Source organism: Amycolatopsis sp. NPDC034160, from assembly GCF_055575355.1.
In genome coordinates, this window is record NZ_JBVISU010000013.1 from 65,861 (window position 1) to 79,788 (window position 13,928).

Sequence of the window (13,928 nt, forward strand, 5' to 3'; positions counted from 1 at the left end):
ACATAAGGGCAACCTGTCACATTTCCCCGGCGTGTCCCCAGTGCGGCAGTAGGTCTCGCAGAGCGCGGGGCCATGGGGAGCCGCCTAGGGGAACCATGAACATCCAACGAGGCAAACGCCTGCTCACCTCGGTCTTGGCGGCGGTGGCACTGCCGCTGTCCGTCCCCGCGGTGGCGGCCGCGGCGGCCGGACCGATCGACCTCGGCCTCCTGCCCGGCGACGAACGGACCGGCGTGACCGCGGTCGGGGACCGGGGGCAGCTCGTCGGGGAGTCCTGCGACACCGAGCCGCACACGCATTGGTGCACGGCGGTGAAATGGGACCGGAGCGGCAAGATCTCCGTGCTGTCGTCCCTGGGTGGCAGCGGCCTCGGGTCGCCGAAGGCGATCAACGGCAGCGGGGTGGCCGTCGGCAACTCACTCGACCACGGGCTGAGCAACCGGGCCGTGCGCTGGACCCCGGACGGCGCGGTCACGGAACTCCCCGCGTTGCCGGGTGGCCGGACCTGGGAAGCCCGCGGGATCAGCAACCTCGGCGTCATCGTCGGATCGGGGACGGACGCCACGGGCAAGGAGCGCGGACTGCGCTGGGACTCGTCCGGAAACGTCACGATGCTCGCCGCCCCGCCGGTGTCGGGAAGTTACTCCGCGTCCGCGATCAGCCGCGACGGCCGGTTCATCGGCGGGCAGCTTCGCGGGGACGACGGCAGCACGCGGGTCCTGCGCTGGGACGCGTCCGGGGCGGTGACCATGCTCGGTCCGGCGACCGAGTACAACTCGTTCGGCGGCCTGAACGGCTCCGGCGAGATCGTCGGCCGCACCACGATCGACGACCGGTACGCGGCCGTGAAGTGGGCCACCGACGGCCGCATGATCGAACTCGGCTGGACGAACCCGTATGCCACGGACGTCTACAAGGTCAATGGTTCCGGGGTCTCGGTCGGGATGGGCTACGTCGACTCCCCGAACGGATCCCTCTCCACTCCGGTGCGGTGGGCCGCCGACGGCACGATGACCCTGCTCTCCACGGTCGGCACCGGCGGCAACGCCATGGACATCGACGGGCGTGGACGCGTCGTCGGCATCGCGGGCAACGCCGCGCTCTGGGACGCGAACGGTGTGCGGACCGACCTCGGCACGCTGCCGGGTGGCGGCTACAGCCGGGCGGAACTGATCGGTCTCGACGGGACGATCGCGGGCGGCGCGGTCGCCGCGGACGGCAACTGGCACGCCGTCTACTGGCCGGCCAGGTAGGTCCGTGAACGCGTGTGAGGCCCCTTCCCTCGGCTGGTCACTCAAAAGCAGGGCCGAGGGAAGGGAGTCTTCGCGCGCTAAGCCGTCACAGCGGCAGCGGCCTCAGCGATCGCCTTCGCGTCTTCTTCCCCGAAGGTCTCTTCGAGGTTTTCCGGCGAGTAGTCGAGGTCGATCTGCTCCACCGGCATCCCGCGCGCGGACTCGATCGCGCCGAGGCGTCGCTGCGCGCGGTCGGCGGCGTACTGGATGATCTCCTGCGGATCGTTGTCGAACGGGATCTCCTCGAACTGGTCCTGCACCCACTGGATCATGTTGAGCGCGTGGGGAAGCAGCTCACCCATCCGCTGCTGCACCGCGTCCCACAGCGAGTCGTCCGCGGCCACGTGGCGGCGGCAGGTGAAGGTGCCCCAAGCCATGTGACGGCGTTCGTCGTCGCCGATGCGGCGCACCAGTTCCTGCATGCCGGGCAGGATGTCGTGCTGGGTGCAGATCAGCTGCCACGAGTAGTACCCGGTCAGCGCGAGGCTGCCTTCGATGACGTGGTTGTAGGTGACGCTCGCGCGGATCTGGTTGAGCGGACTGGGATCGTCCTCCAGCGCACGCAGCGATCGCGGCAGCTCTTCGTAGAAAAGCTTGCGGTAGTGCGGATTCTCCGCGACGTACGGGTGCAGGTCTTCGGTCAGTCCGACCGCGTCCATCCAGCGGCGGAACACTTCGGTGTGCTTGGCCTCTTCGAAACAGAACTGCGTCAGGTACATCTCGTCGCCGAAGCGCCCGGTCGCGGACATCGCCCGCATGAACGGCTGGATGTCTTCGGTGACAGCCTCTTCGCCCGCGATGAACTGTGCCACCAGGTACGTCGTCGATCGCTGCTGTTCCGGGTTGAGGCTGTCCCAGCCTTCGCGTTCACGGGAGAAGTCGATGTCGGCGGGGTTCCAGAACTTCTTGTTGCCCTTGGTGAACAGTCGCAGCGGGAACGAGTCCCAGTTCAGTCCGCCCTTGCGCAGGGAGGAAAAACCGGTTCGCAGCTCGGAAAGCGTATCGGTCATGACGTACCCCTTCGTGTCACTCCATTGTGGACGAATCGGTGGTCAGCGCCCGGATGGACGGTGCCAGCACGGCGACGACCGCGGCCGCCGCCTCGTCGGCCGGATGCGTCGGCATGACGAGATGGGACAGGGAGAGCCGCACGACGGTCTCCGCCAGCAGCGCGGCGGATTCCGGCGAGAGCGACGGCTCGAACTCGCGGTACTGCCCGGCCGTGACCTCGGTGGCCGCGGTCAGGATCGGTTCGCCCTTGGTGGTGAGGAACGGAAGGAGGTCTTCACCCGCTTCGGTGCCCAGCGTGGTCGCGACGAGCCGGTTCTCCCGGGCGTGTTCGATCGTGTAGACGACGGCCTCGCGGATCCCGGCGAGGAGGTCTTCCGCGTGCTCGACCCGCAGCCGGATGCCTTCCAGGAACTCCGATGTCGTCCGGAGCACGACGGCCTGGGCGAGCGCGGCCTTGTTGCCGAACTCGTTGTAGACGGTCTGCCTGCTCACCCCGGCGTGCGCGGCGACGTCCGCCATGCGCAGCGCCGTATAGCCGCGCTCCGGGAGCAGTTCGGTGGCGGCGTCGAGCAGCGCCTCCCGCAGAGAGGCCTTGGTTCGATCGGAGAAGCTCGTGATCTCGCCCACATCTCCAGCTTGACACAGATCATGTCCATGTCAAAGGAGTTGACGGCTGCCTATCCGGTGTAAATCAGTCGGTGGTGGCGGCTACCGTGGCGGCGTGGGCATCACCGTGGGGTTCGACCTCGACATGACACTGATCGATCCGCGGCCGGGCATGGTCGCGGTGATGAACGCGCTCGGCGTGGAATCCGGCCTGCCGCTGGACGGCGAGTACTTCGCGGCCAACCTCGGCCCGCCACTCGACGACAGCCTGCGGGGGTTCGGGGCGCCGGAGGAGCGCATCCCGGAACTGGTGACGCGGTTCCGCGCGATGTACCCGGAGGTCGTCGTGCCGGTGACGGTCGCGCTGCCCGGCGCGGCCGAAGCACTTCACGCCGTCCGCGCGGCCGGCGGCCGCACGGTCGTCGTCACCGGCAAGTTCGCGCCCAACGCGAAACTCCACCTCGACGCGCTCGGCCTCGAGGTCGACGTTCTGGTCGGGGAGCTGTGGTCGACCGAGAAGGCCGCCGCGCTCACCGAACACGGCGCCCGCGTCTACGTCGGAGACCACCTCGGTGACGTCCGTGGCGCGCTGGCGGCCGGCGCGGTGCCCGTCGGGGTCACGACCGGCCCGTGCAGCAAAGCCGAACTGCTCGCGGAAGGCGCCGAAGTGGTGCTCGACTCGCTGACCGAGTTCCCCGGCTGGTTCAGCTCTTTCGGCGAGCCTCGCGAACCAGGGCGATCAGACCGAGCGCCAGACCCAGTGGGGTGACCACGCCGGCCGCGGCGGAAAGCCACACCGGCAGGTTCTCCAGCCCGGCGGCGAAGAGGATGAACACGGCTGTGACGGCGATCATGCCGATCGCGAACAGGCCGATGCCCACGCGCATGAGGATCGGTTTACCCGGCTTTTCGGGCACGGCCACAGCGGCCTCCTTTACTGCGGTCTCCATGATGGGAGAGGGTATCCGCCGGTATCCGCTTCTCCACAGGGCAGGTGGCGAGATAGGCTTATGGGACGCGCGCCCTGGGTACGCCCCCGGGCGCGTTCGTTGTGAGCGGGACAGCAAAGGACTGGTGAGGGAAGTGCCGACCGGCAAGGTCAAGTGGTACGACGCGGAGAAGGGTTTCGGTTTCGTCACCCAGGATGGGGGCGCCGACGTCTACATCCGCAAAGCCGCGCTGCCGCAGGGCGTCGAAGGGCTCAAGGCGGGTCAGCGCCTCGAGTTCGGTGTCGCCGACGGTCGCCGCGGCCCGCAAGCGCTCTCCGTCCGGCTGTTGGATCCGCCGCCCTCGGTCGCCGAGGCGCGCCGTCGTCCCGCCGAAGAGCTGCACGGGCTCATCGAGGACATGATCAAGCTACTCGAGCTCAAGGCGCAGCCGGACCTGCGGCGCAACCGCTACCCGGACCGCAAGAACACCAAGCAGATCGCCGAGATCATGCGCGCCGTCGCCCGGGACCTCGATCCCTGATCGGCAGCGCTTCGGCTCTCAAGCGCTATGAAAGGTCCTTTCCTTGCAAATTTTGCAAGGAAAGGACCTTTCATAGCGCGTGTGGGGCACGAAACCCGGCGGCTCAGGCGGCAGGCGGTTCCACCTGCAGTGACCAGATCGCCGTCGTGACCGCTTCGGCGTCCTCCGGGCGGCCGGTCTGGCTGATCACCGAAGCCTGCGCGACCTCGACGACGAGGATCTGGTCGTCGGGCTTGGGCGTCGTCACGGTGTAGGCGAACCGGTCCAGCGACGTGATGATGTCCTGCTTCAGTTCCTGCGGCTCGCCCTGGCCGTTCACGTACTGCACCGTGACCTTCCACGGCGTTTCCGCGATCCCGCTCGGCACCGAGATCTGCACCGGCTTCCCCGGCCGGACGCGCAGCTTGCCGGCGGCGTCGGGCCGGGTCGTGCACTGGGCGCTCTTGATGTCGCAGGACGCCAGCGGCGTGACGTTCACCGTCTTCCCGTCGGCGAAGAAGGTCACCTCTTCGGGGCCGGGGGCCGAGCAACCGGCCACCACGAAACCACCCGCCGCGAGCAGGGCCAAGATACGAAGTCGCCGCATACGGTGAAGATTACGAGCCCGGCCGCCACCGGGAGTCACCGGCCTCCGACGGGACCGGTGTTTCGCTGGTCGGCTGCGGGCGCAGCGGCCGGTCGCCGCCGAGCCCCGGGATCAGCGAAGTCCCGCGCCGGACCATGAGCGTCTGCGTGAACCCGAAGGCCAGCAGGATCGACAGCACGAGGAAGCCGATCCAATACGTCGGCGGCAGCAACAGGCCGACGGCACCGCCGAAGCACCAGGACATCTGCAGCACGGTCTCCGACCGGCCGAACGCCGACGCTCGCGACTCTTCCGGCAGGTCTTCCTGGATGACGGCGTCGAGGCTGATCTTCGCCAGCGCGCTCGCGGTGGCGCCGACGAGCGCGACGATCGCCGCCGTCGCCAGTCCGGCCGCCACGGTGGCGATGATCGCGATGCCCAGACAGGCCCCGAGACAGGCCAGGACCACCTGATCCGGTTTGCCGAAGTGCAACCGGGAGCCGAGCGCGTTCCCCAGGAAACCACCGGCCCCGGCCGCGGCGCCGATGATGCCGAGCAGCAGCAACTGGTCGAACGGGCTCTGTCCGCTGCCTTCGGCCTGCGCCTTCACCGCGAACGCGGAGAACATCATCAGGAACCCGGTCAGTACGCGGACGGTGCCGTTGCCCCACAGCGAGACCACGATCTGCCGCCCCATCGGCTGCCGCTGCTTCTTGACCCGCCGTTCGGGGTGGGCCGACAGCGAAGCGGGCACCTCGCCCTCGGTCTTCTCCACCCACGAGGGGATACGCATCGACTGCACGGCGGCGGCAACGCAGATCAACATCGTGAACCACAGCGCGCCCTGCGAACCCCAGATCGCGTTGACCCCGCTCGCCAGCGCGCCGAACGCGCCGGCGGCGACGAGGCCGAACACGGTGAGCCGGGCATTTGTCTTCGAGAGGGTGATCTCGGGTGGCAGCACCCGCGGTGTCATCGCCGCTTTGAGCACGGTGAACGACTTCGAAAGCACCATCATGCCCAGCGCCGCCGGGTACAGGAGCCAGTCGTCGAAGTGCAGTGCCATCACGATGGCCATCAGCGCCTGACCGGCCGAAGACACGCACATCGCGAGCCGCCTGCCGCGCTGGATCTTGTCCAGTGCCGGGCCGATCACCGGCGCGACCAGCGCGAACGGGGCGATCGTGATGAGCAGGTAGAGCGCGACCTTGCCCTTGCTCTCCCCGCTGGTGGCGGCGAAGAACAGCGTGTTGGCCAGCGCGATCGCCATCGCGGCGTCGCTGGCGTAGTTCAGCATCACCGCGTATGTCAGCGAAGTCAGGCCCGATTTGTCGGCGCCGTCCGCCTTCGTCGCTCGCTGGAACGCGCCGACGGCCTGCCCGGTGAGCTGACGGCTGCGCATCGCCGCGACCCGGGTGACCGTGATCTTCTTCGGCATCTTCGGCAGGGAGCCCGCCCGCGGCGGGACCGCGGTGGTCGGGTGCTCCTGCGGGAATTCCTCGGCGACCCGCGGTTCACCCGCGTAGCCCCCGGTGTCGTAGTGCTCGTATTCGCCGCTGCCGGGCGGGTGCTCGTCGTAGAACCCGCCCGGACGACGCCGGACGGGTTCGGTCTGCCGCTGCGAAGGATCGGGATACGGCCGCGCGCCGCGGGGAGGCGTCCGCGGTGGTGGCGGCGGTGTCCGAGGCGGTGGCGGCTGGTGGTGCCCCATCGGGATCGCGCTGGTGCGGGCCTCGTCGGCGGTCGGCCCGGCGGGATGCGGCTGGTACTGGGGCTGGGGCCGGCCCGCGCGCGGGGGAGCGGGCGGAACCGGCTGTTGCTCGACGCGGGTCGGTGGCGGCGTCGACCAGTCGCGCGCTTGGGCGGCGCCGGGCTCCGGCGTCCACTTGCGCTTGCTCTTGCGGCCGCGCTCCTTGCCCGACCGGCCGGAACGCGTGCCGTCGGGTCCAGAGTTCGCGCCGAAGATTCCCACCCTTCAATCCTGCCCTACGCAGGGACCGCTTCGCGCGTTCACCACTGCTTTCTAGGGGACAGGGACGAACTTCACCCGGAACATCTTGGGCCAGAGCTTGCCGGTGATCAGGAATTCGTCGGTCCCCGGCACCGCCGCGATGCCGTTGAGGACGTCGGCGGAACTCCGCTCGCCCGGTTCCAGCAATCCCGACGCGTCGATTTCACCGGTGACCCGCCCGGACGCGGCGTCGATCCGCAGGATCCGGTCCGTCTGCCAGACATTCGCGTACACGGAGTCGCCGACGCACTCCAGCTCGTTCAGCTGGTCGCGCCCGACATCGACGCTGCCCGTCGGCGCGAACGACACCGAGTCGCGGAAAGTCAGTTTCGACGAGCCGTCGCTCATCACCAGCTGCCCGGTGCCCTCGCGGTGACAGAGGCCCCAGCCCTCACCGGTGTAGGGCACGCGACGGCGTTCGGCCAGCGTCTTGGCGTCGCGCTCGATCGCGACGCCGTCCTTCCAGGTGATCTGCCAGGCCGTCGGCCCGAGCACGGTGATGCCCTCGCCGAACAGCCCGGGCAGTTCCTGCCGGACCGACGGCGCCGCACCCGCGGGTCCGGCTCGCATCGACGACTTCCCGACCAGCCCGGTCCCCTCGTACAGCGTCTCGCCGGAGAACTCGAGGCCCTGGGTGAAGGCGGCCGGGTCGTGCGGCAGTGCCGAGAGCACCGCCACCTTGAGCTTTTCGGGTGCGGGCGGGCGCGCCTCGCTCACCGGCGCGGCGGCGCAACCACCGAGAACGGCGGCGAGGAGTAGCGATGTGGTCAGCAGCGTGCGCACGCGGACAGCCTGACATGGACGGCGAGACGGCGTGCGGCAGAATGGGGGCATGACCCTGCTGTTGACCCTGGACGACGGCTCTATCCAGCGCAAACTCGCCGAGGCGGTCGATCTCGCCCGCGAGGCGGTGCTGGCGGACGCCGGTCCCGATCAGGTCGGCGCGCACGTCGGCGTCGAACGTGAGGACGCGGTTTCCGCCAGTCACCTGTTCGAGGCGACCGTGTCGGGTTATCGGGGTTGGCGCTGGTCGGTGACCGTCGCGCTGGCCGGTGAGGACCACCCGATCACGATCAGCGAGGTCGTCCTCATCCCCGGTCCGGAGGCACGGGTCGCCCCGGCGTGGGTGCCGTGGGACCGCCGGGTGCAGGCAGGCGATCTCGGCGTCGGCGACATCTTCCCGACGGAGAAGGACGACCCCCGGCTCGCTCCGGCGTACCTGGCGTCCGACGACCCCGCGGTCGAAGAGGTCGCCATGGAGACCGGCCTCGGCCGGGTCCACGTGCTCTCCCGGTACGGCAGGCTCGACGCCGCCGCCCGTTGGCACGGCGGTGAATTCGGCCCCCGGTCGGACATGGCGCGTAGCGCGCCGGACGTCTGCGGGAGCTGCGGGTTCTTCGTGCCGCTCGGGGGGTCGCTCAGCGCGGCCTTCGGCGCGTGCACCAACGACATCTCCCCGGCGGACGGTCACGTCGTCGACGTCGAGTACGGCTGCGGCGCGCATTCCGAGATCGAGGTCGAGGTGACCTCGTCGGTTCCGGTGGCGGAACTGGTCTACGACGACTCGCTGATCGACTACGAGGCCCCGGCCGAGCCCGAGCCCGAGGCCGCGGAAGCCCTGGAGCCGGAGCCCGCCGAGGCGTCCGTGGTCGACGAGGCCGAGGCCCCGGTCGCCGAGGTGCCCGAGACCGCCGAGGTCCAGCCCGAAGTCGAGCCTGAGACCACTGAGACCACTGAGACCACTGCCGACGAGGCGCAGGTCGAAGCCGAAAGCGCCAGTGAGCACTGACCCGTTCGGCACCGAGCGGTTACGCGCGGCCGTCCTGCGCGCGTGGGCGGATTCGCCGACGCGGTTCACCGAGGACACCAACACCGAGAACGATCTCCGTGTCGGCGGCTATCGTGACCGGCTGTTCGTCGAACTCGCGCAGAACGCCGCCGACGCCGCCTTGGCCGCCGGCGAGCCCGGCAGGCTTCGAGTGTCCGTTGTGGACGGTGAGCTGAGGTTCGCCAACACGGGGGCGTCGCTGGACAGCCGCGGTGTCGAATCCCTCGCCTCGCTTCGTGCTTCGGGTAAAGGCGACGACACGGTCGGCCGTTTCGGCGTCGGTTTCGCCGCCGTGCTCACGGTTTCCGACGAACCCCGGATCGTTTCGACGACCGGCGGTGTCGCGTTCTCCGCAGCCCGCACGCGAACCGAGGCGTCCCGCGCCGGTGACGTTCCCGTCCTTCGGCTGCCATGGCCGGTCGCGGACGACGAACCGCCCGTGCCGGAAGGTTTCACCACCGAAGTCCGGCTGCCGGTGCACGACGGCGTCGATCTCCCCGCACTGCTGGCGGAGCTGGCGAGCGACATCGGCGATCTCTTGCTCACCTTGTCCTGGCTGGAAAGCATCGAGGTCGAAGGCGGTGTCTGGCGCCGGTCCGAGCTTGGCGACGGCGTCGTCGAACTCTCGTCGCCGGACGGCTCCGCCGACCGCTGGCAGGTCCACCGCGGCGAGGTCGTGTGGGCGGTCCCGCTGGACGGATCCGGTTCGCCCCGCCCGCTCGGTGACGACGTCCTGCACGCGCCGACTCCTACCGACGACGAACTTTCCCTGCCCGCGCGGCTGATCGCGACGCTGCCGATCGAGCCGTCGCGCCGGCGCGCGCTGCCGGGGCCGGAGCTGACGACGGCACTGAAGAACGCCGCGCGGGAGTACGTCGATCTCGTGCGTTCCTTGCCTGCCGAGGAACGGCTGGTGCTCGTGCCCGGCGGCGGCTTCCCACGTTCGACTGTGGACGGAACGCTGCGCGAAGCCATCCTGGAGAACCTCACCGACTCGCCCTGGCTCCCCGCGCAACAGGGTGACGATCTGCCAGGTCGCCAGGCGCGCGTCCTGTCGGTCGACGTCCCGGGATTGGCGCCGCTGCTGGCCGATCTCGTGCCGGGACTGGTTTCGCTGTCCGGTGTGGACCTTCGCGCCGTCGGTGCGCGCTCGCTTTCGCCTGCCGAGGCCATCGAACTGCTGACCGGGATCCAGCGCGAGCCCTCGTGGTGGCACTCGCTCTATGACGTGCTGCTCCCGGCGCTCGAAGCACACGACCTCACCAAGGACGACCTCGGCGGCTTGCCGGTGCCGATGTCGGACGGCCGCACGTTGCCCGGAGTGCGTGACGCGCTGCTCGTCGGCGGTTCGGCGGAGCTACTCGAACTGCTGTCCGATGTGGACATCCTCGGGCTGCGGCTCGTGCACCCGGTCGCCGCGCATCCGTTGCTGGAACGGTTGGGCGCCAAGCATGCCGGGGCGGGCGACCTGCTCGAAGCCGACGCACTCAGCGCCGCCGTCGAGCGCAGCGTCGAGGACGTCCAGTCCGGTTTGGACGGTATGGCGCTCGCGGGTGCGGTGCTCCGCCTGATCGCCGAGGTCGGCGACGACGCCCCCGAATGGGCGAGCGCCTTGGCCTTGCCCGGTGAAGACGGCTGGCGGCGCGCGGACGAACTCGTCCTGCCGACTTCGCCGCTGGGCGACGTCTTCGACCCCGAAGTCTTCGAAGAAGACGGACCTCTGTCCATTCTGGACGAGGAATTCGCCGAGGATTGGCCGGTGGCCACGCTCGTCGCGGTCGGCGTCCTCGATTCGTTCGCGATCGTCGCCGACGACGATCCGCTGGAACCCGAACACGGCCTGCCAGACGAACACGACTGGTGGGACTCGCGGGAGCAGCCGCCGTCGCGAGTGCTCGCCGTACGCGATCTAGACCTCGTCGCCGACGACGCCTGGCCCGAGGCCTTGCGGTTGCTCGCGGCCTGCCCGGAAACCTGGCGTGCCCTCACCGAACCCGGTGGGCACACCGGCTGGTGGCTCGCGCGGTACGCGCTGGTGGCCGGGCACGCGCCGCTCGACTGGCGGATGCCCGAGGCGGCCGCGCTGGCCGGACTTTACGACGTCGTCCCGGATTCGGGGCTGAGCAAGGAGATCCTGCTCGCCGCCGGAGTACGGACCGCGCTGACGGTCGACACCGCCGAAGACGTCGAGGATCTCCTTGAGCGGCTGGGAGATCCCGAGCGCACGGTGAGCCCCGGCCTCGCGTCCCGAGCGCACGCGGCGCTCGCCGAGTCCGAAGTGGACATCGACGCGCCGGATCGCGTCCGGGCCGCGGACGGTTCGGCCGTCGACGCCCGGAACGCCGTCGTACTCGACGTCCCGTGGTTCGCCGCCGTCCTGACGCCGGACCGGATGGTCGTCACGGCGAGTGGTGCCGGGGCGCTGGCGGAGTTGCTGGATCTGCCGGTGGCGAGCGGCCTCGGCGCCAAGGTCACCGACGACGGCGAATATGTGCCGTGGACCGAGCTTTCCGCGTTGCGGCTGGCCGCCGATCAGCTGGGCGTCGAACTTCCCGACGGCGGGGTGCTGGTGCACGAGACACTGACGGTGGCCTTCGAAGACGCCGAACACGACGTCGCCTGGTGGTCGGACGGCAGGCTGCACGCCGCCGACACCCCGGAAGGCCTCGCGCGGGCGTTCGCCTGGGCCACGGACCGCTGGGCCGACCGGCACGTCCTCACCGCGCTACTGGACGACCCCTCGCCCGCCTCACTCCTGAACTAACCCCCTCGAACGACGCATTTCGTCCTCTAAATGCGGTACTTGCACCCGCAACTACCGCATGTAGAGGACGAAATGCGTCAGAAGCGTTGCGCGCCTTTCGAACCGCGACGGGCGGCGGCGCGCTGCCAGGCGATGATCGCGAGCCCGATGAAGCCGAGCGCGACGCCGGAGAGCGACGTCTGCACCCAGATGCCGTCGGTCACAAAGAACAGGACCACCGTCGCGAGGGCCCAGAGCGAGGTACCTACGATCACGACCGGCGTCAGGTCGGTCAGCCGCTTCGGCAGCTCCGGCGTGTGCCGCAATGAACCGTTTACTTCCCCGGAATTGATCGATTCGCCCACGTGGGGAAGGGTACCCGGGAACGGGCGAAGGGTGGTACGCGATGGCGGAGCAGCGCACCCGGTCCACACTGGACCGGTACTTCAAGATCAGCGAGCGCGGCTCGACACCGGGGCGTGAGATCCGCGGCGGGATCGTCACCTTCTTCACCATGGCCTACATCGTGGTCCTCAACCCGCTGATCATCGGCAGCTTCTCCGCTTCCGACGCCGGCGCGCACAAGGACGTCGTCGGCAACATCCTTCCCGTGCCGCAGGTCGCCGCGGTGACCGCGCTCGTCGCCGGCGTGCTGACCATCATCATGGGGCTGGTCGCGAACTACCCGTTCGCCATCGCCACCGGCCTCGGCATCAACAGCCTGGTCGCGGTCAGCCTCGCCTCGCAGATGACCTGGCCCGAGGCGATGGGCCTGGTGGTGATCGAGGGCCTGGTCATCGTCCTCCTGGTCTTCGCCGGGATCCGCACGGCGGTGTTCAACGCCGTGCCGCCGCAGCTCAAATCCGCGATCGCCGTCGGGATCGGCCTGTTCATCACGCTGATCGGCCTGGTCGACGCCGGCTTCGTCCGCCGCGTCCCGGACGACGCGAAGACGACCGTGCCGGTCGGGCTCGGCATCAACGGCTCGATCGCCTCGTGGCCGACGCTGGTGTTCGTCGTCGGCCTGCTGGTCACCGGCATCCTGGTCGCGAAGCGGGTCAAGGGCGCGATCCTGATCGGTGTCCTCGCCTCGACCGTGCTGGCGATCGTCGTCGAGTCGATCACGAAGGTCGGCCCGTCCAAGGGCGTCAACCCGCAGGGCTGGAACCTCGGCTACCCGGCGCTGCCCGATCAGGTCCTCGGTCTGCCGGATCTCTCGCTGGTCGGCGACATCTCCTTCGGTGCCTGGACGCGGCTGCCGATCATCACCGTCGTACTGCTGGTGTTCACCCTGGTGCTGGCGGACTTCTTCGACACCATGGGCTCGATGACGGGACTGGCCAAGGAGGCCGCCCTCCTGCCGCCGGACGGCAAACTGCCGAACGTCGGCAAGGCCCTGTTCGTCGACGGCCTCGCGGGCGCGGCGGGCGGCTTCGCGTCGTCGAGCTCGAACACCGTCTACGTCGAGTCCGCGTCCGGTATCGCCGAGGGGGCCAGGACCGGCCTCGCGAACGTCGTCACCGGCGTGCTTTTCATCGCGGCGATGTTCCTGACCCCGCTCTACCAGGTCGTCCCGGTCGAGGCCGCGGCTCCCGCGCTGGTCGTAGTCGGCGCGCTGATGATGAGCCAGGTCAAGGAGATCGATTTCGCCGACTTCACCATCGCGCTGCCCGCGTTCCTGACCATCGTGGTCATGCCGTTCACCTACTCGATCGCGAACGGCATCGGCGCGGGCTTCGTCAGTTACGTCGTCATCCGCGCGGTCACCGGGAAGGCGAAGGGCGTGCACCCGCTGATGTGGGCTATCGCGGTGATGTTCATCGCCTACTTCGCCGTCGGCCCGATCCAGGCCGCGTTCAACTGACCTGCGCTTTTGTCACCCGTGGTCGATCTCACGGGCCGGGAACCCGATCGTGAGGTAAGCTAACTATATGTCCGGAGACACGCACGAGCGCTCACTGGCGAGCCGCCTGCGTCTCGCGGTGGTACGGCTCAATCGCCGGCTACGGGCACAGCGCGCCGGTGACGGCATCTCGCTGACACAGGTTTCCGCGCTGTCCACGCTGCACAAATGCGGTGCGCTGACCCCTGGCCAGCTCGCCGCGAAGGAAGGCGTTCAGCCCCCGTCGATGACGAGGGTGATCGCCGCGCTCGAGGAGATGGATTACGTCGAGCGCAGGCCGCATCCGACGGACGGCCGCCAGGCCATCGTCGAGTTGTCGGACCGCGGCCGGGCCTACGTGATCGAGCAGATCACCGCGCGGGAGATCTGGCTGGACAAACAACTGGCGGAGTTGAGCGCGGGGGAACGCGAAGTGCTCTCTCGCGCCGCCGAGATCATCGACAGGATGGCGGGGAACTAACAGCGGTGACGACCACGGGTAGCGAAACACAGTGTCCTT

Annotated in this window: 14 protein-coding genes; 7 read left to right on the forward strand and 7 right to left on the reverse strand. The window is 69.2% G+C overall.

From position 1 onward, the window contains the following. Window positions 1–95: 95 nt before the first annotated feature. The gene (locus tag ACZ54P_RS24560; RefSeq protein ID WP_465463902.1) at window positions 96–1,253 is read left to right on the forward strand and encodes a hypothetical protein; all 1,158 of its coding nucleotides are present in this window, start codon (window positions 96–98) and stop codon (window positions 1,251–1,253) included. Between the two features lie 77 nt (window positions 1,254–1,330). On the opposite strand, the gene ACZ54P_RS24565 is transcribed toward ACZ54P_RS24560, so the two are convergent. Together ACZ54P_RS24565 and ACZ54P_RS24570 are read right to left on the reverse strand one after the other, a co-directional pair. After that, window positions 1,331–2,302: a R2-like ligand-binding oxidase gene (locus tag ACZ54P_RS24565; protein WP_465463903.1), complete on the reverse strand. Its 972-nt coding sequence runs from the start codon at window positions 2,300–2,302 to the stop codon at window positions 1,331–1,333. A gap of 16 nt (window positions 2,303–2,318) precedes the next feature. Then, entirely contained in the window at window positions 2,319–2,930 is a 612-nt protein-coding gene (locus ACZ54P_RS24570; protein WP_465463904.1) for a TetR/AcrR family transcriptional regulator, read from the reverse strand. A gap of 94 nt (window positions 2,931–3,024) precedes the next feature. Between ACZ54P_RS24570 and ACZ54P_RS24575 the strand changes: the two genes are divergently transcribed. After that, a complete protein-coding gene (locus ACZ54P_RS24575; protein WP_465463905.1) occupies window positions 3,025–3,678 on the forward strand; it encodes an HAD family hydrolase in 654 nt (217 codons plus the stop codon). On the opposite strand, the gene ACZ54P_RS24580 is transcribed toward ACZ54P_RS24575, so the two are convergent. Continuing rightward, window positions 3,614–3,859, reverse strand: a complete 246-nt coding sequence (locus ACZ54P_RS24580; protein ID WP_465463906.1) for a hypothetical protein — start codon at window positions 3,857–3,859, stop codon at window positions 3,614–3,616. The genes ACZ54P_RS24575 and ACZ54P_RS24580 overlap by 65 nt on opposite strands. Window positions 3,860–3,992: 133 nt before the next feature. On the opposite strand from ACZ54P_RS24580, the gene ACZ54P_RS24585 reads away from it, so the two are divergent. Next, window positions 3,993–4,379: a cold-shock protein gene (locus tag ACZ54P_RS24585; protein WP_101610878.1), complete on the forward strand. Its 387-nt coding sequence runs from the start codon at window positions 3,993–3,995 to the stop codon at window positions 4,377–4,379. A gap of 103 nt (window positions 4,380–4,482) precedes the next feature. On the opposite strand, the gene ACZ54P_RS24590 is transcribed toward ACZ54P_RS24585, so the two are convergent. The 3 genes from ACZ54P_RS24590 to ACZ54P_RS24600 are packed head-to-tail and all read right to left on the reverse strand — an operon-like array spanning window position 4,483 to window position 7,738. Continuing rightward, entirely contained in the window at window positions 4,483–4,947 is a 465-nt protein-coding gene (locus ACZ54P_RS24590) for a DUF2771 family protein (protein ID WP_465464061.1), read from the reverse strand. A 28-nt stretch (window positions 4,948–4,975) separates the two neighbouring features. Then, entirely contained in the window at window positions 4,976–6,916 is a 1,941-nt protein-coding gene (locus ACZ54P_RS24595) for an MFS transporter (protein ID WP_465463907.1), read from the reverse strand. 51 nt (window positions 6,917–6,967) lie between these two features. Continuing rightward, entirely contained in the window at window positions 6,968–7,738 is a 771-nt protein-coding gene (locus tag ACZ54P_RS24600; RefSeq protein WP_465463908.1) for a glutaminyl-peptide cyclotransferase, read from the reverse strand. Window positions 7,739–7,787: 49 nt separating this feature from the next. On the opposite strand from ACZ54P_RS24600, the gene ACZ54P_RS24605 reads away from it, so the two are divergent. After that, window positions 7,788–8,744, forward strand: a complete 957-nt coding sequence (locus tag ACZ54P_RS24605; RefSeq protein ID WP_465463909.1) for a DUF3027 domain-containing protein — start codon at window positions 7,788–7,790, stop codon at window positions 8,742–8,744. Then, entirely contained in the window at window positions 8,734–11,547 is a 2,814-nt protein-coding gene (locus tag ACZ54P_RS24610) for a sacsin N-terminal ATP-binding-like domain-containing protein (RefSeq protein WP_465463910.1), read from the forward strand. Before ACZ54P_RS24605 ends, ACZ54P_RS24610 begins: the two co-directional genes overlap by 11 nt. Before the next feature lie 77 nt (window positions 11,548–11,624). Here ACZ54P_RS24610 and ACZ54P_RS24615 read toward each other — a convergent pair whose 3' ends face one another. Continuing rightward, complete coding sequence (locus ACZ54P_RS24615) at window positions 11,625–11,852, reverse strand: DUF2530 domain-containing protein (protein WP_465464062.1); 228 nt, start codon at window positions 11,850–11,852, stop codon at window positions 11,625–11,627. Window positions 11,853–11,932: 80 nt separating this feature from the next. On the opposite strand from ACZ54P_RS24615, the gene ACZ54P_RS24620 reads away from it, so the two are divergent. Both ACZ54P_RS24620 and ACZ54P_RS24625 read left to right on the forward strand, forming a co-directional pair. Further along, entirely contained in the window at window positions 11,933–13,390 is a 1,458-nt protein-coding gene (locus ACZ54P_RS24620; RefSeq protein WP_465463911.1) for an NCS2 family permease, read from the forward strand. A 67-nt stretch (window positions 13,391–13,457) separates the two neighbouring features. Further along, complete coding sequence (locus ACZ54P_RS24625; RefSeq protein WP_061984941.1) at window positions 13,458–13,889, forward strand: MarR family winged helix-turn-helix transcriptional regulator; 432 nt, start codon at window positions 13,458–13,460, stop codon at window positions 13,887–13,889. The last annotated feature ends 39 nt before the right edge of the window (window positions 13,890–13,928 follow it).

Coding starts and splice junctions, on each gene's coding strand:
- ACZ54P_RS24565 (WP_465463903.1), bottom strand. CDS start 2,302: ATGACCGATACGCTTTCCGAGCTGCGAACCGGTTTTTCCTCCCTGCGC.
- ACZ54P_RS24580 (WP_465463906.1), bottom strand. CDS start 3,859: ATGGAGACCGCAGTAAAGGAGGCCGCTGTGGCCGTGCCCGAAAAGCCG.
- ACZ54P_RS24560 (WP_465463902.1), top strand. CDS start 96: ATGAACATCCAACGAGGCAAACGCCTGCTCACCTCGGTCTTGGCGGCG.
- ACZ54P_RS24625 (WP_061984941.1), top strand. CDS start 13,458: ATGTCCGGAGACACGCACGAGCGCTCACTGGCGAGCCGCCTGCGTCTC.
- ACZ54P_RS24605 (WP_465463909.1), top strand. CDS start 7,788: ATGACCCTGCTGTTGACCCTGGACGACGGCTCTATCCAGCGCAAACTC.
- ACZ54P_RS24620 (WP_465463911.1), top strand. CDS start 11,933: ATGGCGGAGCAGCGCACCCGGTCCACACTGGACCGGTACTTCAAGATC.